Origin of the sequence: Methylibium rhizosphaerae (assembly GCF_006386545.1) — a bacterium.
Taxonomy (GTDB): Bacteria; Pseudomonadota; Gammaproteobacteria; order Burkholderiales; family Burkholderiaceae_C; genus Pseudorivibacter; species Pseudorivibacter rhizosphaerae.
In genome coordinates, this window is sequence record NZ_SWAR01000036.1 from 21471 (window position 1) to 44751 (window position 23281).

At 66.5% G+C, this 23281-nt stretch carries 20 protein-coding genes; 4 read left to right on the forward strand and 16 right to left on the reverse strand.

The features are described 5' to 3' along the window. Positions 1-136: 136 nt before the first annotated feature. Together E8D38_RS21590 and E8D38_RS21595 are read right to left on the reverse strand one after the other, a co-directional pair. Positions 137-664 (reverse strand): DUF6708 domain-containing protein, encoded by a 528-nt coding sequence (locus E8D38_RS21590; RefSeq protein ID WP_342779592.1) that lies wholly within the window; start codon positions 662-664, stop codon positions 137-139. Next, positions 571-999 carry a hypothetical protein gene (locus E8D38_RS21595; protein ID WP_140635470.1) on the reverse strand — a complete coding sequence of 143 codons (429 nt, stop codon included), beginning with the start codon at positions 997-999 and terminating at the stop codon, positions 571-573. Before E8D38_RS21595 ends, E8D38_RS21590 begins: the two co-directional genes overlap by 94 nt. An 84-nt stretch (positions 1000-1083) precedes the next feature. Here E8D38_RS21595 and E8D38_RS21600 point away from each other — a divergent pair, with 84 nt between their 5' ends. Next, positions 1084-2331 carry a formylglycine-generating enzyme family protein gene (locus E8D38_RS21600; RefSeq protein WP_219851820.1) on the forward strand — a complete coding sequence of 416 codons (1248 nt, stop codon included), beginning with the start codon at positions 1084-1086 and terminating at the stop codon, positions 2329-2331. Positions 2332-2364: 33 nt separating this feature from the next. Here E8D38_RS21600 and E8D38_RS21605 read toward each other — a convergent pair whose 3' ends face one another. From E8D38_RS21605 to E8D38_RS21670, 14 genes are all read right to left on the reverse strand, one after another. Then, a complete protein-coding gene (locus tag E8D38_RS21605) occupies positions 2365-5163 on the reverse strand; it encodes a DNA repair protein (RefSeq protein WP_140635472.1) in 2799 nt (932 codons plus the stop codon). A gap of 43 nt (positions 5164-5206) precedes the next feature. Continuing rightward, positions 5207-6013 carry a DUF2345 domain-containing protein gene (locus tag E8D38_RS21610; protein WP_140635474.1) on the reverse strand — a complete coding sequence of 269 codons (807 nt, stop codon included), beginning with the start codon at positions 6011-6013 and terminating at the stop codon, positions 5207-5209. After that, on the reverse strand, positions 6010-6534 hold the full coding sequence (locus tag E8D38_RS21615) for a hypothetical protein (protein ID WP_140635476.1): 525 nt from the start codon (positions 6532-6534) through the stop codon (positions 6010-6012). The genes E8D38_RS21610 and E8D38_RS21615 overlap by 4 nt, the downstream gene beginning before the upstream one ends. Beyond that, a complete protein-coding gene (locus E8D38_RS21620) occupies positions 6531-7049 on the reverse strand; it encodes a hypothetical protein (protein WP_140635478.1) in 519 nt (172 codons plus the stop codon). Before E8D38_RS21620 ends, E8D38_RS21615 begins: the two co-directional genes overlap by 4 nt. 15 nt (positions 7050-7064) lie before the next feature. Next, the gene (locus tag E8D38_RS21625; RefSeq protein ID WP_140635480.1) at positions 7065-10151 is read right to left on the reverse strand and encodes a type VI secretion system Vgr family protein; all 3087 of its coding nucleotides are present in this window, start codon (positions 10149-10151) and stop codon (positions 7065-7067) included. Continuing rightward, positions 10141-10536, reverse strand: a complete 396-nt coding sequence (locus E8D38_RS21630; protein ID WP_140635482.1) for a hypothetical protein — start codon at positions 10534-10536, stop codon at positions 10141-10143. Before E8D38_RS21630 ends, E8D38_RS21625 begins: the two co-directional genes overlap by 11 nt. Positions 10537-10579: 43 nt before the next feature. Continuing rightward, the gene (tssH, locus tag E8D38_RS21635) at positions 10580-13321 is read right to left on the reverse strand and encodes a type VI secretion system ATPase TssH (protein ID WP_140635485.1); all 2742 of its coding nucleotides are present in this window, start codon (positions 13319-13321) and stop codon (positions 10580-10582) included. Positions 13322-13366: 45 nt separating this feature from the next. Continuing rightward, complete coding sequence (tssG, locus tag E8D38_RS21640) at positions 13367-14473, reverse strand: type VI secretion system baseplate subunit TssG (protein ID WP_140635487.1); 1107 nt, start codon at positions 14471-14473, stop codon at positions 13367-13369. After that, positions 14437-16287 (reverse strand): type VI secretion system baseplate subunit TssF, encoded by a 1851-nt coding sequence (tssF, locus tag E8D38_RS21645; RefSeq protein WP_140635489.1) that lies wholly within the window; start codon positions 16285-16287, stop codon positions 14437-14439. The genes tssG and tssF overlap by 37 nt, the downstream gene beginning before the upstream one ends. Continuing rightward, a complete protein-coding gene (tssE, locus tag E8D38_RS21650) occupies positions 16280-16777 on the reverse strand; it encodes a type VI secretion system baseplate subunit TssE (RefSeq protein WP_140635491.1) in 498 nt (165 codons plus the stop codon). Before tssE ends, tssF begins: the two co-directional genes overlap by 8 nt. 87 nt (positions 16778-16864) lie before the next feature. Beyond that, positions 16865-17383, reverse strand: a complete 519-nt coding sequence (locus E8D38_RS21655; RefSeq protein WP_140635493.1) for an Hcp family type VI secretion system effector — start codon at positions 17381-17383, stop codon at positions 16865-16867. A 38-nt stretch (positions 17384-17421) separates the two neighbouring features. Beyond that, the gene (tssC, locus tag E8D38_RS21660) at positions 17422-18915 is read right to left on the reverse strand and encodes a type VI secretion system contractile sheath large subunit (RefSeq protein ID WP_140635495.1); all 1494 of its coding nucleotides are present in this window, start codon (positions 18913-18915) and stop codon (positions 17422-17424) included. Between the two features lies 1 nt (position 18916). Next, complete coding sequence (gene tssB / locus E8D38_RS21665; RefSeq protein ID WP_140635497.1) at positions 18917-19432, reverse strand: type VI secretion system contractile sheath small subunit; 516 nt, start codon at positions 19430-19432, stop codon at positions 18917-18919. Positions 19433-19459: 27 nt separating this feature from the next. Beyond that, a complete protein-coding gene (locus tag E8D38_RS21670) occupies positions 19460-20122 on the reverse strand; it encodes a tetratricopeptide repeat protein (protein WP_140635499.1) in 663 nt (220 codons plus the stop codon). A 320-nt stretch (positions 20123-20442) separates the two neighbouring features. Here E8D38_RS21670 and tssJ point away from each other — a divergent pair, with 320 nt between their 5' ends. Genes tssJ through icmH form a run of 3 tightly spaced genes read left to right on the forward strand, consistent with a single transcriptional unit; the run spans position 20443 to position 23255 of the window. Beyond that, positions 20443-21057, forward strand: a complete 615-nt coding sequence (gene tssJ / locus E8D38_RS21675; RefSeq protein WP_181179326.1) for a type VI secretion system lipoprotein TssJ — start codon at positions 20443-20445, stop codon at positions 21055-21057. Positions 21058-21082: 25 nt separating this feature from the next. Further along, entirely contained in the window at positions 21083-22432 is a 1350-nt protein-coding gene (gene tssK, locus E8D38_RS21680; protein WP_140635503.1) for a type VI secretion system baseplate subunit TssK, read from the forward strand. A 16-nt stretch (positions 22433-22448) separates the two neighbouring features. Next, positions 22449-23255, forward strand: coding sequence for a type IVB secretion system protein IcmH/DotU (gene icmH / locus E8D38_RS21685; protein ID WP_140635505.1), 807 nt, complete (start codon positions 22449-22451; stop codon positions 23253-23255). Positions 23256-23281 lie beyond the last annotated feature (26 nt).

Genomic DNA, 23281 nt, shown 5'->3' on the forward strand with positions numbered 1-23281 from the left:
CAACAAACTTCGCCCCAATGCTTCTCAACGGGTCTTGTGAAAACAAGCCGCTGTCTGGTCGCTCTTGCGGTCCCGGGAAACACGCGCCCCACCGCAGGCCAGCGCGGCACGCGGTTGCTCAGCATGCACAGCCACCTCATGCACACCGCCGGCGTGAGCAACGGCACAGCAGCAGGCTCGCGAGCCAGTGACCCGGCGCCACATTCAGCAGCATGTGCGCCCCCCACCAGAAACCCTCACGCCGCCCGTCGATCGGCAGATGGACCTGCGACGCCGGCACCGCCTCCGGCCCTTCTTCCATGTAGCGGCGCACGTATTCCCACTGCGGATAGACGGCCTCCGCCGGTGAGCCGACGTAGCCGAATGCGAAGGTCTCCGTGACCGTCCTGCGATCCTTGTCCACCGCATGGCCGGCGACGAACCAGTCGTACTCGACGAACTTGTTCTTGTTGTGCCGGATGTGCCAGTAGATGTCGTCCCAGCGGGCCCGCAGGGTGCCGCCACGGGGCTTGGGGCGCCAGACGTAGACCATGCGGTTCTTGCGGTTCTTGCGGTGCCAGTGGGGTCGGGTCAGCTGCCCTTGGCGGCCTTGCGAATGGCAGTGCCCAGCCGCGTGTAGCCGAACTCGTGGAACTTGTTGACCACCTTCTCGTTTCGCTGGCAAAGGTCGATCGCTGCCGAAAGACTCATGCCGCGATCCAGCAGGTTGGAGAAGTCCACCGCCGCAACAAACTTCGCCATGAAACCCGGACTTGGCTTCAAGGGTTTCAGCGCATCGACCGCCTCACTCACCTCACGCTTCCAGTTCTCCTGCACCAGGGGAAGCATCTGCGGCGTAAGAGAAAGGCAGGTGGCGTACAGCCGGTGCTCGGCGACGACAGCGTCCACCGCCCGCATGATCGACGGCTCGTTTAGCGTCGTTGGATCCGCGGCCATGGCGCTGGATGACAGGCACGCCATGGCTGCCACACGCCACTTCAGCGCTGAGAGGAAGTTCAATCCTTTGCCCCTTCAGTACTTGAACACCCACCCAGGGCTTCCTGCCACTTCTTGCGGCCCAGGATGGTTAATGAGGCACGCGTCGTGATCGGCCCTTGCAGCGCAACCACACCAGCCGCCAGTTCACCAATGCCGCGGGCGCTCGCCGTTGTCCTTGAACATCGGGGCGAACAACGGCTGGACGAAGCCAAGGTGCTTGCTTTCCAGAGGCTCACCGCGAAGGCCGGTGAATTGGCAAGCGAAAGCCCGCATAAGATTCGCGACATAGACCTCAGGGAAGAAGGCATGAATTCTTGCACCACGCCACGGTACGTCAGAGACAACAAAGGCAGCTGCGAGCGTGGAAAGCGCCGATTGCCGGGCATCGCACTAGGCACCATTGCCTGCCTCATTGCGGTGGCCTGCCAAGCCGACACACCTGACGAGAGCACCAAGATCTCGTCGAACAGTGCCAACGGCACTGAGGCCAAGGTTCGGGCCCTACTCGACAAGACGCTCAAGAACCTGCGTTTCATTGAAGGGGGTTCCTTCATGATGGGCGACTTCGGCCCGCTGCACAGTCCCGACAAGCTTCCTTACAGCAGCGCAACCGACAACAAATTCCTGCACAAGGTCACGCTCGACAGCTTCTCGATGAGCGCCTACAAGACCACCTATGCCGACCACGACGTGTACAGCGAAGCGACTGGGAGGCCGAAGGTCGGCATGGATGACTTGACCAGAAAGAAGCTTCGTCATCCGGAAAGTGCTGCGGGATTGAAATGGCAAGAGGCGCGCGACTATTGCCAGTGGCTTGGCAAGCAGTTGAACCTGCCGATGGATCTGCCTAGCGAAGCACAGTGGGAATACGCGGCACGCAATAGAGGTCAGTTCTTCGTGTTCGCCACCGACAACGGCAAGTCGGAGCCCGGCCGAAACGTTTGGGAATATGAGCAGCGGCAGAGGTACGCTGACGAGCATTCGCTCCACCCACTTGCCCCGTCCCTCCCGCTGGGCCAGTTCCCTCCCACGCCGCTCGGGCTACACGACATGATGACCGACGGCTTCGAGTGGGTGTTGGATTGGTACGACCCGAACTACTACAAGTCTTCGCCCGAATACAACCCGTCAGGGCCGGCAAAGGGCAAGGAGAAGGTACTTCGGAGTTTTCAGAGTCAGGACGGCTCGTCGCTGTCTTGGGGTGACGGTATGACCTTCACACGAAACCACCGTCATCCCGATCCACCGAAGTTGAACATCTTCACCCGCAAGATCGATCCTGACCTCAATATGACCACCGGCACAGCGGCCCGCTGCGTGGTCAATCGAGCCGCGCCGACATCGGCGCCGTAACAAGCTTGCGTTGGCGTACAAGATTCATATCAATCAAGCAACGGACGAACCGGGATCCCCCGCCATCGCCTGCCCGAGACCAGCCGTCTGGATCTGCGCAAACTGGAGTGACCGCGCACCGTCGAGCACCGCATACATCTCGAACCCTGCCGAATCCAAGCGTGCTACGCGGTAGCCCTTGGGGAACTTGCCCAACAACTTGCCGCGCATCTTCAGGTACTTGTCCAAGTAGGCGTTGCCGGTGTCCTTCTTGTCGCCCACCGGCTTCATGACAGGGCCAGCCTCGTTCAACGCCTCGAAGACCGATGGCAGTTCAGCCAATGAGACGCCATTGTTCAGGAAGCGCAGCACGTCGCCCTCGTTCTGGCCGGCACTGCGCGGACTCTTTTGCCCGTTCGACGTCATGTGCTGCATGACGTTGTCCCACTCGCTGCGCGTCTGCACCGTTCCCATGATGTTGAGAACCGCCTGCTTGTGTGTAGGCAGGTAGTGCACCTGAGGGTCGAACAGCGAGCCTTCGCCCAGACTCGGTGCATCTCGCATGTGGCTGGGCATACCGTGCCGGGTGATTTGATACAGCAGCATGCCGCGCGTTTCCGGCGTGGCATGCACCAACCAGTGCGGCACACGATTGATGTTGTCCACCATGGCCTTGCGCTTCTGAGCCAGTTCAAGGCTCTGCTCAAACTGGATGAAGCTTTCATTGACGTTTTGGCTTACTTGCTCGATGTACTTGTGCGATGGAGTTCCTTCCGCAACCAGCATCAACAACAACTGCGAAAGTGCCCGAAAAGCTTGGTGCTCCACATATACCAGCGTCCGGAACCCCGCATGCAGGAGTTGGTAGTACAGCCAGCGCACAAACTCCGCCACCTTGTCTGCATTGACCGTGAACTCCAGCGCGCCCTTCGCCCCCACGCCCCAGCACAAGCGCGCCGAAGCCTTGATGCGGAACTTGCCTCCTGCCAGATAGATGGACAGTTGCGCCCCCGCGCCGGCACCTGCACTCACTGCTAGGGTCGCTGACACCTCGGCAAAGCTCACGAAGTCCTTCTCCTGCGGCGGTAGCCACTGGATCTTGCCGCCCGGCGTGAGGCCGGCCTCAACGCCAGCAAACGCATCGAGGTCCGCCTGTACGCCGTTAAGGTTCTCCGGACCCTTCGCATACGGTCCGTCCGCTTCGAAACGAGGCAGCTTCGTCTTGGGATCGATCAGCTTGGCGAGAACTTCGCTGCGGTCCCTCTTGATGGCCTTGGCCACCTGCTTGCCGCCTTCAAGGCTGATCCCCACCGCTCCGGAGGCAACAACCTTGGCCCCCGCGAAGCCGTACAGCTCGCATTCAACGATGAATCTGACAGCGCCAAGGTCTTCGCCGCCAAAGCTCATCATCCAGCCCTTGAGCGATGGGACCGCCCATCGCCCGGTCATCTTGCCTTCGCACAGCACGGCCTTGCCCTGCAGATTGCCTTGGATCTGCGCCTTGCGCTTGGTCCAGTCGACCTCGGCGCTTGCGCCTGCTCCACCCACCAGGCGCAGCCATTGCGCCTGTGCCTCCACCTCGTAGGTCTCGCTCTTGATGATGTTGTCCGCGTACTCGTTCCCGGCCAGATCGAGCATGTTCAGCACCTGCGGATCAGTCTTCCACTCCTTGCTGCTCTTCAAGCTCTTGGATATCTTCTGAAAAGACTCCTTCAGCGCGTTGACGTCGAGCGCCTTCGGATTCACCCCCGCACTGGCCTTCGTTCCTGCTGCGCCTGAGAACTTGATGTTGAGCTTGTATTCGGCCTTGTTGAGCCGCTTGTTCTTCAGCTCAAGGTATTTGTCCGTCTTGAGGTAGCGCCTGCGCAAACCCATCTGCGAGGCGCCTGTGGCGCTGTTCTTGCCCTTGTTGTACGTCTCCAGCGTCACCACTTCCTTCAGGTCCGCAAGTTTGGAGAAGTTCTTGTTGAGCTCGCTCTTCACTTTGTCCTCGGCCAGTCCGAGTGCCTTTTCCGCGGCGGAGATTTCTTGCTCGTTCTGAGACTCAAGCGCACGGCTGAGATCCAGCTTGGCAAGGTGGGCGGCCTCCATGATCTTTTCCAGTCGACCGCTCATCTCCTCGAACTCGTCGAAGTCACCCTGCGGCACCATGATGAGTTCCTGGTCCGAAGGGGAGATGAGAACCGGTGCACTGGTCTTGCCGGACAGAAGAGCTTCGTGGTTCTGCGCGGGTCCGGTCGTGGCCCTCACGGTTTTGAACGGCAAGTCGTAGATGGTCGTGTCTTGCCCTTTGATCAGCGGCTGCAAGCGCCTGGTTGGCACCTTGATGCCAGCACCAGGCACTTCGAACTTGAATACGACGTTGCTGGCGCAGTAGATGACTGCGGTCTCCCCCTTGGCATCCGTCTTCCCCGAAACGTTGCTGGCTTTCACCAGGTCGCGGGCAATCGCTTCCTTGCCATGAGCGTCCAAGGTGTACGCCGTGAACTTCGCTCCGACGACGGGCTTGCCGTCAGGATGCGTGTGGAAGCGGACGCGAAAGTAGGGCTTGATCCGCACCCGCTGGAGGGCGTGCTTACCGTCTTGCGCCGCACCGAGCTCGAGTTCCGGTTTGTATTCCCGCTCTTCGACCGCGTCTGGTTCGGCATATCCCCCTGCTGCTGTTTGACGCACCAGCAGTCGGTACCGGCCGCCGTCTCCCAACGATCTGAACAAGGCTGTTTCGCCTTGTGCATCTGTCAGGCCGGAGGCAGCAATTGCATGAGTGGAAGACACCACCTGGTAATGCACACCGACGCACGGATGCTCCACGTGTCCATCTTTGTAGAAGAGTCTGAACTTGCCCGTTGCCATCTGAAGAGAGCTCCCTCACCCTGCCTTTGTTGCGTTGTTGCGGCTACTGCTGAGTCACGTAGAAGCCTTCGTGGTCGGCGTCCTCGACGTACACGTTCACGCTCTTGGGTCCGTCGGTGACCACTTGCTCGGTCGCTCCCGAACCGTCGGTGACCCCGGCTCGGGTGGTGCCGTCCGGCATCAGCAGCACATACGGCTTGTTGGCCAAGGGATCCCCGGCCGCATCTCTTGCCACGAAACGCAAGTAGTGCTTGGGAAAGGAAGCTGCCGCAGCAAAGCTCAAAGAGGGTGCCGAAGCACTCGCCCCGCCCGCCAGCTCCTTCATCGCCGCCTTGAAGCTCGCGGCTCCGCTGGTGCCCAGCTCGATGTTGCCGCCCTCGATCTTGAGGTAGGTGCCACCGCCGGTGAGCAGGATGCTGTTGGGCGCGCTGATGGTGATGCCGGCGCTCGTGCTGGCGATCGTCACTGCCTTGTCGGCGTTGAGCTGCGCCTTCGCGCTTTGCGCCTGCGCGCTCACCTTGCCGCTGGCGGCATGCAGCTTCATGCCCACGTCCTGCACGGTGTGCTGGCTGTCCTGCGCCTTGCCGTAGGTGAACAGGGCAATGCCGTCCTTCACCGCCACGGCCTGGTTTCGCTGCGTGTTGAGGTTGGCATCCTGCCCGGCCACCAGGCTCAGCGTCTGGCCGGCGCTGGCCAGGGCGCTGGCCGGCGTGTAGGCACCGATGCCGCCCGCGCCTGCCAGCACGAGGTCGGGCTTCGCAAAGACGGGGATGGTGCCGCCACCGCCGCCGATGCCGAATTCGCCGGTGACGTTGGGGGTGGCGGGGATGGTCTTCTTCGATTCACTCATGAGTGGCTCCCTGCAGAGGGCGTTGCGCAGGCGGCGCGGTCCCAGATGCCGGCCTTCTCGTCCCAGCGCACTTCGTGGACGCGCGGCGCGCCTGCGGCACTTCGAATCACGCAGAACTCGGCGGTGTAGGCCAACGTCTGGTCGCTCGGATCTTTCACGCGCGCGCCCAGCCCGACGGAGTAAAGCCGCCCCACCTGGAGGGGTGGCGGCGCACTGTCCATTCTTGCCTCCGCAGGCGCTTGTCCATAGCGCAGACACCGGCCCGGCGGGAATGGAACAGGCTTCGCCATGGTGAACGACCAGACGGTTTCATATCCGCGATCGCCCTGTGTCTCGATGTGAAGCCCCCAAAGTTCTGGATCGCCCATGCGAGTTGCCACCGTGTTCTCAATGCCGAAGCAGGGCTGCCCATCGTGGTCCTCGACGACAACGCGGCCCATGCGGGAGCAGGCGGTCATCAGCGCCGCGACCACACATCCACACAGGACGGCACCGGCTATTGGGCTGTGAGTCAGGCTCATTGCCCTCCACTCGCGGCAGGAGGCTGCTGAACACCACACACTGCCGCCTGCGGCTTGCCCTCTTTGCTCTCGATCTGATGCACCTGTACTGCCGCCCCCGGCTGGCGAACCACACAGAACCGGGCGCTATACAGGTGAATGGCTTCTTTCGGATCGTCCACCGAAGCGTTGACCATGACCGTGTACAGCGCGCCCGCCTCCAGTTGCCGAGGCTCGACGTAGACACGCATCTCCGGCAGCTTGGCGCCGTACTGGATGCACTGCCCCACGGCGAGCGGGATACCTGGTGCAGATGGGGCGAATATGAATCGCCACACAGCGTTGCCTTTCTGATCCGTCACCGAAATGGCTTGTAGTTCCGGATTTCCGTGTCGCGTTGCTACCGTGCTTTCAACACCGAAACACGGCACCTCACCCGCTTGGCTCACCACTGCAGTACCCATCCCGGAGCGGGCAGCACAACCGCTGGCAATCACCAGCATCAGCACCGGCAGGATTGAAGAGGTCCTTCCCATGTCAACTCCCGATCACTAGCCGCCCGGCAGCGAAGACCGATCTGCCGGGTTGGCCAGAAACGTCTTCAAGACGCCGTCCTCATAGAGGCTCAACGAGTCGGCATATCGCCGCTGCGACATCGGCGCCGGGTTGCCCAGGACCTTCACAGCAAAGTAGTCAGCGACGATCTCGCCCTGCGCCTCCATGTTGTAGTCGCTCAGTGACTTGCCTTCCTCGAGCGTGTACTTGTATGAAAGACCAATCCGGATGGCTCCGCGAAGCTTCACCGGGTAGTCGAGCTGGTACTGCCACACGTGCACCATCTCGTGGATGAACCAGTGTTTGTCGCCGTCGTTCTCGGACACCGAGAAGTCTTCCTTGAAGTAGTCCGGGTTGAAGTACATCTCCCCGTTCGGCGTCATCGCCGTGTTGTCCGGCTGCAGACCGAACCACAGGTATTCGCCGTTGTGGACCTTCACCTGCGAATAGTCGATCGAGTCCTTGAAGATCACCTTCGCCATGGCGATCTCGCCGGGTGTCATGGGCCGGGACTTGCCCTTGGGCGTTTGCACCTGCACCACCGACGCCCCCAGGTTCTGCGGGTTGGTGGTCACGCCGCTGATGGGCACCACCAGCGCGGCGGCGGCCGTGGCGCCCGCCTGCTGCGCATGCGCGGTGCAGCAGGACTCCAGCGGCCTGGGGCTCAGCTTCGCTTCGACGATGGGCTGGGCCTGGGCAGTCACGACCCGCTGCGTCAGGCCCTGGGCGTCGGTCTGCCCCGTCTCCACGCTGCCGTCGGCGAGCTTCAGCTCGTAGGCCACGTTGGCCAGCGGCGTTCCCTTGGCATTGAGGAACTGGATCTGTTCGTCGAAGGACGGCGCTTCCTCCGGCGCTTCGGCGCCTTCGGCCGCCGACGTTGCGAGCGCTGCGCCAGCCGTGGCCAGCGCGAGCGTGTCCACCGCCTGCAGCACCTCCTGCATGCCGGCCATCGCCTCTGCCACCGGCAGCTTGTCCGGCTCCGGCTCGCTGCCGATCTTGGCCTGGTGCTGCTGCGCCGCCTTGGCCAGCGCCAATTGCAGCTCGCGGCTGGCGTCGAGCTGGGCCTGGGTTTCGCGGGTGTCGAGCTGGTGGGCCGAGGCCGTGCTGGCCTGACGGCCGTGGGTGCTGATCAGCAAGCCGCTGCCGGCGCGCAATGCGCCACAGGCGCTGGTGAACAGCTCCGCGCCATGGCCCTGGTGCTGCAGCCGCTGGTTGTCACGCTGGTACAGCAGGTGGCCCAGCTGCAGCCGGCTGGTCGCGGTGCTGGTGGCCAGCAGCACCCGCGCCTCGCCCGGGCTTGCGTCGAAGACCAGCTGGTTCGCGCCGCCCATGCCGCTGGCGCTGGCGCTGAGCTCCTGCGTCTTGAAGCCCACCTGCACGGCGCTGTGCTGGTGGCCCTGCAGCGCGCCGCTCCTGGCGTCGCCGGGGAACCATGCCGGCGCGTTGCCTGTGCTGCCGGCCTGCCCGCCGGTGACCTGGTTGCCCTGGGCATTGGCCTGCCCCACGCCGTTGTAGACGCTGCCCACCACCACCGGGCGGTCGATGTCGCCGTCGATGAACTCGACCACCACTTCCTGACCGGCGCGCGGCGTGAACACGCTGCCCCAGTTGGCGCCGGCCAGCGGCGTGGCCACGCGCACCCAGGTGCCCGAGCGGTCGCTGGCGGGGGCGTTGTCGTCGCCGCCTTCGTCGGCCAGGCGATGGCTGGCCTGGCCGCCGCGCTGCCAGTGGAACTGCACCTTGATGCGGTGGTCGCGGTCGGTGTGGATCGGAGCGCCGTCGCTCACCACGATGGCCGTCTGCGTGCCATGCACCGCCGGGCGCGGCAGCAGCGTGGTGAGCTCGTGCACGTGGGCTGCGCCTTGCGCATCGAGCCCCAGGGCGCGCACCGGCAGCTCGGCCGGCAATGCCACCAGGTCGCATTCGTACAGCGGCGCGTCTTCTCCAGCCTGCGCCACCAGGCCCAGCAGCCGGGCGATGCCGGCCTGCGCGTCGGCCGCGAGGTTGTTGCGGGCCCGGTGGTGCACCGCCATCACCGTGTAGCGGCCGCCGGCGCTCGCATGCTCGGCCAACTCGAAGGTGGTGGCGGGCGCGGCCATGCGGAAGCCGCCGCGGGCCTCGCACAGGCGAGCTGCCGCGTCGAGCGTCTGCTGCTGGCGCAGTGCGATGCGTTCGCCCTGCTCACGGCTTTCGTAGACGTACACGCCGGGCAGGTCGCGGCGCACCAGCGGCGGCAGGCCGGCTGCAGACGCGCCCTCGGCGCGCACCGGGCGCAGGGCGTTGCGCCGGTAGTCCCAGCTCTGCAGTTCGATGGCCGCGGTGGTCACCTGCGCGGTGGCGCCCCAGCGGGTGAGCGTGTCTTCCTTGAAGCTGGCGCCGCTTTGCGCAAAGCGCACGCGGGCCTGCGGGGCCGGCTTCACGGCACCGTTGTGGTCGGCGATCACCAGGGTGTGCGCTCCCAGGCCCTCGCTGGCCGCGTCGCCCTGGTGCTCGAACCAGGCGAACAGGCCCTCTTCGGCCAGCAGGCGCGACACGAACGCGAGGTCGCTTTCCTGGTACTGCGTGACGAGGCTGCGCTGCGGGTACACCGCCGCATCGGCCAGCTCGAAGCGCCACTGCGCCGCCAGGCGGCCATGGGACTGGTAGCGGCCGAACACCGCCTCCAGCACCTCGGGCACCGTCAGGCCCTGGAAGCTGCGGCTGTCGGTGCGGTGGGCCAGCAGCGCGAGCCATGGCTCGACCACGAGCCGGTAGCGCGCCAGGCCGCCGTCGCTGCCCAGCAGGCTGAATTGGGTGACGTGGCCGTGCCAGGGGCGTAGCGAGGTTCTGCTTGCGCCGGTCAGCAGCTCCAGCAGCACCGGTTGGCCGATGAGCTGCTTCAGCTCATGGTGGGTGCTGGTGGAGAGCGCGGTGATTTCCAGCCGGAAGCCGGCATGGCCGGTGGCGGGCGCCACCGCTTCAACGCCGTCGAGCGTCTCGGCCAGCAGCACGTTGGGACCCAGCGGCGTATGCAGGCGCAGCAGCCGCTCGTGCTGCACGGGGCCGCCGAACAGGCTGGCCAGGAGCGCGACGTCAAGCTTCATGCTGGATCCCTGCAAGCAAGGGAGACGCCGCCGCCAGCAGGAGCACGCGCTGCAGCTGCAGCGGGTCGCGGCGCAACACGAGGCAGTGGCGCTGGCCGGCCGCGAGCACGGGCAGCAGCAGCTCGCCGCTGCCGGGCGCAGGTTCGGCCGGCTCCACGCTCCAGCGCGACGACTGCATCAGCTGCAGCAGCCGCTGGGCGCTCACCGCCGCCTGCGGCGCGGGCGCCAGCAGCATCTGGATGGCCAGCGCGGACCAGGAGTCCGCCGCGCTGCCCAGCGCCTTGAGCTGCCCCGCGGCCGCCGGCCAGTGGGCCGATGCGCTGTTCTCCAGCACGGCGTCGGCGAGTCGCTGCTGCGCGGTTTTCGAATCGTTCTGGTCGCTCATGCTTGTTCTCCCTGGTGGCTTGGGCTGCGCGGCGGGCCGGCCGTCAAGCCACCTTGTAGCGGAACTGCCCGTCCTTGCCCGCGCTCACCTTCACCTTCTGGAGCGCGGCGCCTTCGGCCAGGCGGGCGAGCACATGCTCGGCCACCTCGGGCAGCAGCGTGCCGTTCAGGATGTGGTCGACGTTGCGCGCGCCGGTATCGACCTCGGTGCAGCGCGCCAGCACGGTTTCGACGAGCAGGTCGTCGTACTGGAACTGCGCGCCGTGGTTGGCCAGCACCCGCGCGGCGATGCGGTCGAGCTTCATGCGGATGATGCGTTCGAGCACGTCGTCGTTGAGCGGGTAGAACGGCACCACCTTCATGCGGCCGATGAAGGCCGGCTTGAAGGCCTTGTACAGCTGCGGCCGCAGCATCTCGGCCAGCGTGTCCGCATCGGGCAGCTCCTCGGCCGGCTTGTTGAGGCAGGCCTGCATCAGCGCGCCGGAGCCGACGTTGCTGGTGAGGATGATGACGGTGTTGCGGAAGTCGATCTCGCGGCCTTCGGCGTCGTCCATCACGCCCTTGTCGAAGACCTGGAAGAACATCTCCAGCACGTCGGGGTGGGCCTTTTCCACCTCGTCGAGCAGCACCACGCTGTAGGGCTTGCGGCGCACGGCTTCGGTGAGCACGCCGCCTTCGCCATACCCCACGTAGCCCGGAGGCGAGCCCTTCAGGCCGCTCACCGTGTGGGCCTCCTGGTACTCGCTCATGTTGATGGTGATGAGGTTGCGCTCGCCGCCGTACAGCACGTCGGCCAGCGCCAGCGCGGTCTCGGTCTTGCCCACGCCCGACGGGCCCACGAACAGGAACACGCCCTTGGGCTTGTTCGGGTCTTCGAGGCTGGCGCGGGCGGTGCGCACCCGCTGCGCCACCGCCTCGATGGCAAACGGCTGGCCGACCACCCGCGCCTCGAGCGAGGGCTTGAGCTGCAGCACCGCCTTGATCTCGTCCTTGACCATCTTGCCCAGCGGAATGCCGGTCCAGGCGGCCACGATGCCGGCGGCCACGGTGCCGTCCACCTGCATCGGCACCAGCGGTACCTCGCCCTGCAGCGCGGCCAGCTCGGCGAGCTTTTCCGCCAGGGCCGCGCGCTGCGGGCTCATGGCGGGCGCCGCGGCGTCCTTCTTGCGCCCCTTGGCGGCAGCGGGGCCCTTGGCCGGCTCGGCCGCGCCTTCGGTGACGAGCTCCGGCACCTCGCCGGCCGGCTGCGCCTCGACACGGCTGCGCAGCTCGCTGATCTGCTGCACCAGCGCCTTCTCCTGCTCCCAGCGCGCCTCGCATGCGGCCAGCTCGGCCTGGGTGATGGTGCGGCTCGTGGCCAGCTCGGCCAGCCTCGTGCCGTGGTCGGCTCCGGCCGCGCGTTCGCGCTTGAGCGCCTCTTCCTCGGCCGCCAGGCGCTCCAGCTTGCGCCGCGCCTCCTCGATGGGGGCCGGCGTCGCGCTCTGGCCCAGCGCCACCTTGGCGCAGGCGGTGTCAAGCACGCTGATGGCCTTGTCGGGCAGCTGCCGGCCGCTGATGTAGCGAGCCGACAGGCGCACCGCCTCGGTGATGGCCTCGTCGAAGATGCGCACGTTGAAGTGCTTCTCCATCAGGGGGCGCATGCCGCGCAGCATGGCGCAGGCGAGCTCCTCGCTGGGCTCCTCGACCTTCACCACCTGGAAGCGCCGCGCCAGCGCGGCGTCCTTCTCGAAGTACTTCTTGTATTCGCCCCAGGTGGTGGCGGCCACGGTGCGCAGTTCGCCGCGGGCGAGCGCCGGCTTGAGCAGGTTGGCCGCATCGTTCTGGCCGGCCTGCCCGCCCGCGCCGATCATGGTGTGCGCCTCGTCGATGAACAGGATGATCGGGTGCGGGCTCTTCTTCACCTCGTCGATCACGTTCTTCAGGCGGTTCTCGAATTCGCCCTTCACGCTGGCACCCGCCTGCAGCAGGCCCATGTCGAGCACGTGCAGCGCCACGCCCTGCAGCGGCGGCGGCACGTCGCCCTGCGCGATGCGCAATGCGAGCCCTTCGACCACGGCCGTCTTGCCCACGCCGGCCTCGCCGGTGAGGATGGGGTTGTTCTGGCGCCGGCGCATCAGGATGTCGATCACCTGGCGGATCTCGGCATCGCGGCCGATCACCGGGTCGACCTTGCCGTCCTTCGCGCGCTGCGTGAGGTTGGTGGTGTACTGGTCGAGCGCGGGCGTCTTGCCGGGGGCGGCCGCCTGCGTGCCGTCGGCCTCGTCGTCGCCGGTGGGTGCCGGCGCGTCGGCCTCGCGCAGCACCTGCTGAGCTTCCTCGGAGCCGCGGGTCAGCTTGTCGAGCTGGTGCTTCAGGTCGTCGAGCTTGAAGCGCGCGAAGAGCTTGGAGCCGCGATAGGCCAGCTGGCTGAGCGAGGGTTCGGTCAGCAGCGCCAGCAGCAGGTGGGCGCTGCGGATGCGCACGTTGTGCGACTCGAGCGAGGCGATGAGCCAGCCGTGCTCCAGCAGCACCGGCAGGTGGGCGCTGAACACCGGCGTGCGGGTGTTGCCTGCCTTGAAGCGGCCGATCTCCTGTTCGAGGTCGCGCTGCAGCTCGGTGTGCGAGATGCCGCTGTGGCGGCACAGCAGGCTGAAATCGCTGGCCGGCTGCTCCAGCAGCGCGAGGAACAGGTGCTCCAGGTCCACCTCGTAATGGCCGCGGGCCATGCACAGGCTGGCAGCGCGCTCGGCTGCGCGGCGGGTGGTGTCGTTGAGCTTGGAGATCAGCGTTTTCAGGTTGGTGGACATGGACTGCGAAGAAGGTGATGACAGCGATGTTCTGGCCCGCAGCCGCTACGCGGCCGCGAGGATTTCGTAGGAAGCGTCGTTGCGGTCGTCATTGCTGGCGCCGCCGTGCAGGAAGGTGTTGAGGCCGAGCGCCGCGCCGCCGTCGAGCGACACGCCCTGCACGTCGGCCGCGCGCAGCACCAGGCGCACTTCGTATTCGAGCGTCGTGCCGCTCACGAGCTGGAGCAGCTGCGAAAGCGAGCGCGCCGCCCGGCCGCCGGGCAGGAAGCGTTCGTAGTCGGCGCGCTTGAGCGGCCCGATGGACAGGCGCAGCCGCAGGTCGCGCTGCCAGATGCGCTGGCCCATCACCGCGCTTTGGCCCAGCACGCCGTTCTGCTGCCCCAGCAGCGAAGCGCCTTCGGCGGGCAGGTCGAACCAGCGCCCCACGAACTGCTCCACCCGCACCGGGACGCGGAAGTATTCGGCCACCATGCGCTGCAGCTGCACCGGCGACACCGGCCGGCGCTGCAGCGTGCCGGCAAAGAAGGCGAGCGATTCGTCCTGCACGCCGCCGTCGGCCGCCAGGCGCTGGCGCAGCGAGCGCTGGCCCAGCCCGGCCAGCGACAGCACCAGCGGCGTGAAGCGGTTGTGGCGGTCGGCCTGGTACTGCACCGCCAGGCGGTGCTTGCGCCATGCCTCGTAGAACAGCACCAGCGCCCGGTGCTGGAAGATGTCGAGGAAGGCGCGTGCCGCGCGGTCGCGGTGCAGCACCTCGCGCTGAGCGAACAGCTCGGTGTAGAAGTTGGGCAGCGCCCCGCCCGCGCCCAGCAGGCCCATGAAGGCCGGCGTGATGCGCACCTGGCCGATGTCCCTGGAGCGCGGGCCGGCCGATGGTGCCGATGGCTGCGCCGCCTCGGCCGGCAGTTCGAGGTCGACCTCGGGCCGCTCGGGCGGCACGGTGTCGAGCTCGGCGATTTCGCTTGCCGGAAAGGCGAGCGACAGCGAATTGCGGAACTGCAGCTTGAGCGACAGCACCGCAGAGCGGTTGAGCCCTTCCTCGTGGGCGAACCACTGCTCCAGCACCTGCACGGCCTGGAAAAACTGGAAGCGGTGCGGCTGCTCGAACAGCCGCTCGATCACAGCAAGGGGCTGTCGCCGCTGCGGCGTGGGCATCGGATGATCTCTTCCTGCGTGCGAGCCGACACCACGGCGAGCTGCGTGAAGCTGTTGGCGTGCACGTACAAGCCGAAGAAGTGGTCGAGCACCTGCACGAACAGGCGCAGGCCGGTGCCGACAAACCCCTGCTCGTCGAGCGTAAGGCGCACCTCGGTGCCGCGCACGAAGGTCGGGAAGGGCTGGCCCGGCAGCCATGCGGTGGCCGGCTTGAAGTCGATGGCGACCAGGGCCTCGATCTGCCGGCGCGTGACTGCGCTGCGCGGCAGGTCGTACAGCCGCAGCATCTCGCGGACGGCGTCGACGCCGCCGGCCGACAGCGACAGGTGGTTGAGCGACAGGTGCGAGATGAGGCGCCACAACGCACCTCGGCCGCGCTCGAAGCGATGCGGCTGGGTGGGCCGGCGCAGCAGCATGATCTCGCGCGCGACGCTGCCGCCTTCGAGGAACAGGTCGCCGCCTGCGTTGCCGAAGCTCAGCATGGCCGGCAGGTCGCGGTTGGTGGCGGTGACCTCGATCGACAGCGTGTCGGTCTGGGGCGAGGCCGGGTTGAAGTCGGCATCGACGATGGCGAGTTCGTATTCGAACCCCGGGCTGTGCTCGGCCACGGTTTCGTCGCGGTGCGCATACCAGTAGCGCGCGGACTCCTCGCCCTCTTCGCCCGACAGGTCGTCGTGGCGCAGCGAATAGAACGGGCGGAACTCGTCGATGCTTTCGCCCTGCGCGCTCTGGCGCACCCGGAACACCTTGTCGATCGAATAGACCTCGTAGGCGAAGGCACGGCGCGCGTCGGGCAGCAGTGGGTAGCTCGCGCTCTGGTGCGTCACCCGGATCGGGTCGGCGTTCTGGCGGAACAGGTTGACCACCGGCGTGCAACCCAGCAGCAGGTTGTCGCGTCCCACGGTTTCGAGCAGGCGCGCTTCGTCGGAGTCGGCGCGGATGCCGCCCATCACCAGGTGCAGCGTCACCGGCGCGGCGCCGGCCTGCAGCACCGCCTGCGGCAGCGGGATGTCGATGAAGTTGAACTTCTCGGCGAAGGCGAAGTACTCGGTGAGCAAGCGGTAGGCCGGATGCGAACGGGCGCTGAAATCGATGAGCGCCTCGTCTTCGGCAAAGCCGACGCTGACCGGCAGCGCAGGGCCGCCGCTGCGCCACGGGCCGGTCGCGGCCGACTGCACCAGCACGCCCGTCACGCGCGAGGTCAGCGCCTCGCGAAGGGTGCTGACCTGCGAGCCTTCGCCGTCGATGTAGAAGCGCAGCGATGCGGCGCCGATGGCAGCCCAGCTGACCTGTGCCGAAGTGAGCTCGAGTTGCAGCGACAGCACCGAGGTGGAGCCCTTGGGCAGCGGCGTGCCGTCGGGTGCCGACACCGAGCCGCGGAAAGCGGCCGACGCGAGCCGCAGCGGCAACAGCGGCACGTCGTAGGCGGTGCGGAACTTGCACGTCACGCCCTTGATGGCCTTGGACACGAGCATGGTGCCGCGCGGCACGACTGCCGCCTTGCTCATCTGCGAGGCGCCGCTGCCGAGGTCGAAGCGCGCGATCGAGCACGATGGAAACGGCCGCAGGTAGTGCGGATACAGGACGTCGAGAAACGTCTCGGTGAACAGCGGAAAGTCGTCGTCGAGCCGCTTGTGGATGCGCGAGGTGAGCAGCGCAAACGCCTCGATCATCCGTTCGACGTGCGGGTCCTCGCCGACGTCGCCGGACAGCATCAGTCGGCCGGCGATCTTGGGGTACTGGCGCGCGAAGCTGCCGGCGTGGGCACGCAGGAAGGCAAGCTCGCGCTCATAGTGCGGCAGCAGTTCATCCACGGCGTGCACCCTCCGCCTGCGGGCGACCGCTGCGCACGTCGTATTGCTGCGTCATCGTGTGCAGCACGGCGTCAAAACTCACCGGCTCCTGCAACGGGTGCGCCTGCAGAAGCGCATGGATCGCAAAGCGCAGCCGGTCGGTGGCGCCCGGGTCGTTCTCGATGCTCACCCGCACCTGCGCCAGGCGCGGCTCATGGCGCGCGATGGCACCTTCGAGCGAGCGGCAGATGGCGTCGCGGTCGACCGAGCTCACCATCGACATCGACACGAAGTCGTCGAGGCCGAAGGCCAGCAGCGAACGCTGCGACAGCGGGAAGCCCTTGAGGTCTCGTGCGAGCGTGCCCCGCCGGCTGTTGAGCAGGCTTTCCACGTCGCGGGCGACGCTGGCCTTCAGCTCGTCGATCGACAAGGTGGGCTTCACGGCCGAGCCGCCGGCGCGCGGCGGATGGTCGATCAGGCGGTCGAGCAGCGAGGGAATGAAGCGGTGCATCTCTGACGCTGGTGCTTGTGCGCGGACTGCAATGCGCCAAAAAGAAGGGCGAGCCAGGCCCGCCCTTCCTGAGCTAGCGCGGGACGATCAGGAGAACACCGGAGCGTTCTTCTCGAGGCTCCACTGCTTGGTGAGCTTCTTGCCGTTGCTGCCGTCGATCTTGATCTCGTCGTACGTCCACTCGATGGCGGAGTACTTGAGGCTGAAGGTTTCGCTCGGCACGCCTTCGCCGCTGACGACGTTGGAGACCGACGACACGATGGCGTTCTTCAGCTTGATCTGCAGGTACTTCTTGCGCGTCTGGCTGCCGGCGGCGGTGTTGCCGCCATAGGCGCGGTAGAAGTGGATCTCGACGTCCTTCACCACGGTGCCCGACGAGCAGGCCACCAGCAGCGACGGGGTGGCGCTGTCGATGTCCTTGGTGAAGATCAGTTCGCCGTGCTCCACGCGCTCCGCGGTGTGGCCGCCGGAGGTGGACGACGTTGCCGACTTCGGCTGACGAATCTGGTGCGAGAACGAGGTCACCTCAACGGTGTCGGCGTGCGAGGTGTCGCGGCTGTCACCCTTGATGTCGCCGGACTTGAAGTCAACGTAGATGTCTTTCATTGGTTTTTCCTCTCTGAGCAGGGTACTTCTCTACAGGATCATCCCTTGGCCGACTGCGGGAGCTCCGCAACCAGCCGCAGGGACACGGTCAATTCGTCCAGCTGGAAGTGCGGACGAATGAACGACACGGCGCGGTAGTGGCCCGGGCGGCCCGGCACTTCCGACACCTCGACCCGCGCTTCGCGCAACGGGTACTGGGCCTTGACGTCCTGCGTGGCGGCGTCGTCGGTCGTCACGTACTGGTGGATCCAGTTGTTCAGGAACACCTCGACGTTGTCGGCCGAGGCGAAGCTGCCGATCTTGTCGCGCATCATGGCCTTGAGGTAGTGCGCGATGCGGCACACCGAGAACATGTACTGCAGCTGGGCCGCCAGCGCCGCGTTGGCGTTGGCGGAATCGAGGTCGTACTTCTTGGGCTTCTGCGTCGACTGGGCGCCGAAGAAGGCTGCGTAGTCGGTGTTCTTGCAATGCACCAGCGGGATGAAGCCCAGGTCGGAGAGCTCCTTCTCGCGGCGGTCGGTGATGGAGATCTCGGTCGGGCACTTGAGCGCCACCTCGCCATCGTCGGTCTTGAAGGTGTGGGTGGGCAGGTCCTCGACCAGGCCACCGCCTTCGACGCCGCGGATCGCCGCGCACCAGCCGTAGCTCTCGAACGCCGAGGTCAGCCGAGCGCCGAAGGCATAGGCGGTGTTGACCCACAGGTACTTCGAATGGTCGCTGCCGTCCACTTCCTCGACGAAGTTGAAGCCTTCGGTCGTGGTCCCGTCCTTGGGGTTGTAGGGCAGGCGGCCCAGGAAGCGCGGCAGGGTGAGCGCCACGTAGCGGGAGTCCTCGGACTCGCGGAAGGACTTCCACTTGGCGTATTCGACGGTATCGAACACCTTGGACAGGTCGCGCGGCTTGCCGAGTTCGGTGAACGACTCGAGACCCAGCAGCTCGGGCGATGCCGCCGAGATGAAGGGCGCGTGCGAGGCCGCGGCCACATGCGCCATCTGCTCGACGAAGTACATGTCCTCGGGCTGGCGGGTGATGTCGAAGTCGCCGATGAGCGCGCCGAAGGGCGAGCCGCCGAAGGTGCCGAACTCCTCCTCGTAGACCTTCTTGAACAGGGCGCTCTGGTCGAAGTCGATCGCGGTCTTGAAGTCGCGGATCAGCTCCTTCTTGGTGGTGTTGAGCACCTTGATCTTCATCTGCTCGCCGGTGCTGGTGTGCTTGCACAGGTAGTGCAGGCCGCGCCAGGTGCCTTCGAGCTTCTGGAACTCGGCCGCATGCATCACCTCGCTGAGCTGCTCGGAGATGAGGCGATCAAGCTCGGCCACTCGGGCATCGAGCGTGGCCGAGAGGTTGTCGGACACCACCACGGTGCCCTGCATCACCTCGCGCACGAGCTCGGCGATGATGTCCTTCGCGCGGCTGTGTTCGGTCTGCGTCTTGGCGACCTTGCTCTGCGCGACGATGTCGTCGAGCAGGCTGGTCGTGGTGGCAGTGGCGGTGGAGGCGGCTTCAGCCAGGGCTTGCGGTTGGGCGCTCATGTCAGTTCTCCTCGGGCTTGGCTTCGGCACCCAGCTTCTGGAGCTTCTCGGTGTTGGTCAGCACATCGGCCAGGATGTCCTCGAGCTTTTCGTTGCCGGCCAGCTTGTTGCGCAGGTCGGAAAGCTTGGTGCGCGCTTCCAACAGCTTGCGCAGCGGCTCGACCTGCTGCACCACCGCCTCGGGGCGGAAGTCGTCGATTTCCTTGAACTCGAGGTTCACCGCGAACTCGCCGCCCTCGGGGCTGAGCTTGTTCTTCACGCGGTACGAGGCCTTGGGCGCCATGCCTTCCATCACCTCGTCGAAGTTGTCGAGGTCGACGTTGACGAACTTGCGCTCCTTGAGCTTGGGCAGCGGATTGTTCGGGTCCTGCTGGCCGGTGAAGTCGCCGACCACCCCCATCACGAAGGGCAGCTCCTTCTGTTCGATCGCGTCGCCGATCTCGACGTCGTAGGTGAGCTGCACGCGCGGCGGGCGCACCTTCTCGAGACGCTTTTGCACACTGTCTTTCTTGGCCATGGTGAGTCCTTTGGCGGAGCTGTTGGGTTACTGCAGGGCGCCGAACGGGTTGCGCGGCGCCGCGCTCGCTTCCTTCTTGGCGGGAGCGGGAGCCGCCGGCGCAGCGGCGGCGGCGGGGGTGGCGGGTGCATCGGCTGCGCGCTTGGGCGGCGTGGCGGCCGAGCGGCGGGACGCCGCGGGCTTGGGACCGGGCGCGGTCGCCTCGATCACGGCCGGCGCCGGCACGAGCACGGTTTCACCGAGCGACTCGCGGATCTTGCGGGCCAGGCCTTCGGCCTCGGTGCGCGTGGTGCCGCTCACCGCGTCGCCCTGGCGCAGCTGCTGCAGGGCCATGGCCGAAGCACGCAGGCCGCTCACGGCGATGAGGCTGTTGGCGGTGGCGTCCTTGGTGTCGCGTTGCAGGACTTCCTGTGCGGCGACGATGGCAGCGCCGTAGTTGCCGCCGTCGAAGTGGATCTGCGCCATGCGGGACCACGGCGCAGTGGCCGAGGGGTGTGCGCGGGTGGCGGCGTGGAGAACAGACAAGGCCTTGGCGGTGTCGCCGGCCTGTTGCGCTGCCCGAGACTCCTCGAGCATTGCACCGAGTTCGGGTTCGGGGGTCGGTGCCTTGGGCGCGGAGCTGCACCCCACCAACAACGCCATCACGCAAGACAGCACACCCAGTTGCGCGAAACGTACGCGCTGCGTCATGTTGGGAACCTCCCTGCTACTACTTTGTTCATCACCGGCGCCAAGCCTCGGAGCGCCAGCGGGGTTGGATTAAACCCGAGCAGCCTAGCGACTGTCCCCCCCACGTTAGGGGATCGTTTCAACTGCTTACCTTTCGTGTGGTAGGCACCCTCGATCGGGGGGCACTCGCCCACACCGAGGCCCCTACACTCGCGGAGCTTTTTCGAGCCTTGCAAACAAACTCAACAGGGGGATCTCCGGTGCCGAGGGAGATGCTAGCGAGCGGTTGTGCGCTGTCGTTTCGCGCATGGGGCCGCAGTGTTGTGCGCAGCATTGCCGTGTTGCCGATCTGCTTCGTGCTGGCCGCCTGCGCCAGCTTGCCGACGCCGTCCGAAATGGTCAGCAAGGCGCTCGAAGCCACCGGGCTCAAGGCCCCCGAGCCCCCGAAGAATCCGCTCGCCGACGCCGACGTCTCCAAGCTCGACCCCTCGAAGCTCGAGCTGTCGCAGGTACCGCGCTTCGTGTCGTTCAAGCTGCATGCGAGCCCGGCGCTCAACATCGACGGCCAGGGCCGTTCGCTGTCGCTGGTGGCGCGCCTGTACAAGCTCAAGTCGCCCGATGCCTTCTGGAAGGCGCCCTATGCCGCCTTCGGCAACAGCGCCAAAGAAAAGGAGCTGCTGGGCGACGACATCGTCGAGGTGCGCGACATCCAGCTCGTGCCCGGCCAGCAGATCAACCTGCGCGAGAAGATGTCGCGCGACGTCGGCTATGTCGGCGTCGTCGCGCTGTTCCATTCGCCCGCGCCGCAGCGCTGGCGCTATGTGTTTGCCGCCAGCAAGCTCGAGTTCAGCGGCCTTGCGATGGGCGCACATGCCTGCTCGCTGAGCGTGCTGGCGGGCGAGCCGCTCTACCTCGATCCCGCGCTGGCCCGGCTCGGCCCGGGCGTGTGCGCGTAGGTCCGTCAGTTTCCAGGATGCAGTCGTGATCCCGACACAGAAACTTCTTTGGGGCGAGGGCCTGTTCCTGCGCCCGCAGCACTTCCAGCGGCAGGACGCCTACCACGAGTGGCGCCTCGCGCGCACCGCACGGGCGCTGCACCCGTATGCCTGGGGCGTGCAGTCGCTCAAGCTGGACACCGACGCTCTGCAGTCCGGCATGGTGCGGCTGCTCGAGGCGCACGTGGTGTTCCCTGACGGCGAGATCCTGCAGGCCCCCGGCGAGGACGAACTGCCGCCTCCCCTGGCGCTGTCGTCGCTGCCGGACGTGAGCTCGGAAGTCGTGCTGCACCTGGCGCTTGCGCCGCTGCGCACGTCGGGCAGCAACTTCGCCGCCTCGCTCGAGGAGGCCGACACCGCGGTGCGCTACGTGCAGCACCAGCAGAACGCTCCCGACCTCTTCACCGGCGCCGTCGACTCCGAAGTGACCGTGCTGCGCAAGTCGGTGCGGCTGCTGGCCGACCACCAGCCGCGCGACCACCTGGTGAGCGTGCCGGTGCTGCGGTTGCGCCGCACCTCCACCGGCGGCTTCGAGCTCGACGGCCGGTTCGTGCCGCCCTGCCTGTCGATCCAGGCATCGCCGGCCCTGTCGCTGCGGCTTCGGCGGCTGCTCGACGCCCTGGAGGCCAAGGTGGAGGCGTTGTACGGCTTTCACCGCGAGCCCAGCAAGAACATCATCGAATTCCGCTCCGGCGACGTGGCGTCGTTCTGGCTGCTGCACACGGCCAGCGGCGCCTTCGCCGAGCTGTCGCACTACTTCCGCCACCCCGGGCTGCACCCCGAGCGGCTGTACCAGTCGCTGCTGTCGCTGGCCGGCGCGCTGCTCACCTTCTCGAAGAGCTACCGGCTCGCCGACCTGCCGGCCTACGACCATGCAGCGCCCACGGCCGCCTTCACCAAGCTCGACGACATCGTGCGCGACCTGCTCGAGACGGTGATCTCCACCCGCTACTTCGCGATCGCGCTCAACGAGATCAAGCCGGCCTACCACCAGGGGCGCCTGGACAGCCAGCAGATCGACGGCAACACCTCGCTGTACGTGGGCGTGAGCGGCAGCGTGCCGCCGGCCGAGCTGGTCGACATGGTGCCGCTGCGCTTCAAGCTCGGCGCCCCAGACGACGTCGACAAGCTGGTGCTCTCGGCGATGCCGGGCGTGCGCCTCGTGCACCAGCCGCAGGTGCCGCCTGCCATTCCGGTGCGGCCGGGCACCTACTACTTCCTCATCGAGCCGCGGGGCCAGCTCTACGAGCGCATGCTCGCGGCCCAGGCGATCACGCTCTACACGCCCGGCAGCATCGGCGACCTGAAGCTCGAGCTGCTGGCCGTCAACCCCTGACCTCTTGCGCGTTGCCATGAACGTCAATCCCAACGCCGGCCTCCCCACCCAGCCGCCTTCGCTGTTCGGCAACACCGTGCCGGCGATGCCGGCGCCGCAGCGGGCACATGCCGCCCTCGAGGCGAGCTGCCTGCTCGACCTCATGTACGACGGCTTCTACATGCTGTTCCTGCTGCGCAACCAGCAGGCGCCGGCAGAAGCCGAGGGCTTTCGCGAGAAGGTGCGGGAGTTCCTCGTCGAGTTCGAGCGCGGCAGCAGCAAGCTCGGCGCGGCCAGCGAAGACGTGTACCTGTCGAAGTACGCCTTCTGCGCGCTGGTCGACGAAGTCGTGCTGCAGTCCCAGTTCAGCGTGCGCGACGCGTGGGAGCGCCAGCCGCTGCAGCTGCAGTTCTTCGGCGAGCAGCTCGCCGGCGAGAACTTCTTTGCCCGCCTGGAAGACCTGCGCCGCCAGGGCGCGGCCCGCCTGCAGGTGCTGGAGGTCTTCCACATGTGCCTGCTGCTCGGCTTCAAGGGCAAGTACCTGATCGAAGGCATCGAGAAGCTCAACTACCTCACCGCCCGGCTGGGTGACGAGATCGCGCAATGGCGCGGCCGCCACGCCGAGCTGTCGCCCCGCTGGGCCGCGCCCGACCGCATTGCCCACACGCTGCGCCACGAGGTGCCGCTGTGGGCCATCGCCTCGGTGTTCGGGCTGCTCGCGGTGGGGGCCTTCATCGGCCTGAACTGGCACCTGTCGCGCGGCACGCAGCAAGACCTCGCGGCCTACCAGGACGTGATCAAGATGCCGCCCAAGGTGGCCAACGTGACCATCACCCTGCCATGAGATCTCCTGTGCCAACGTGGGTGTCC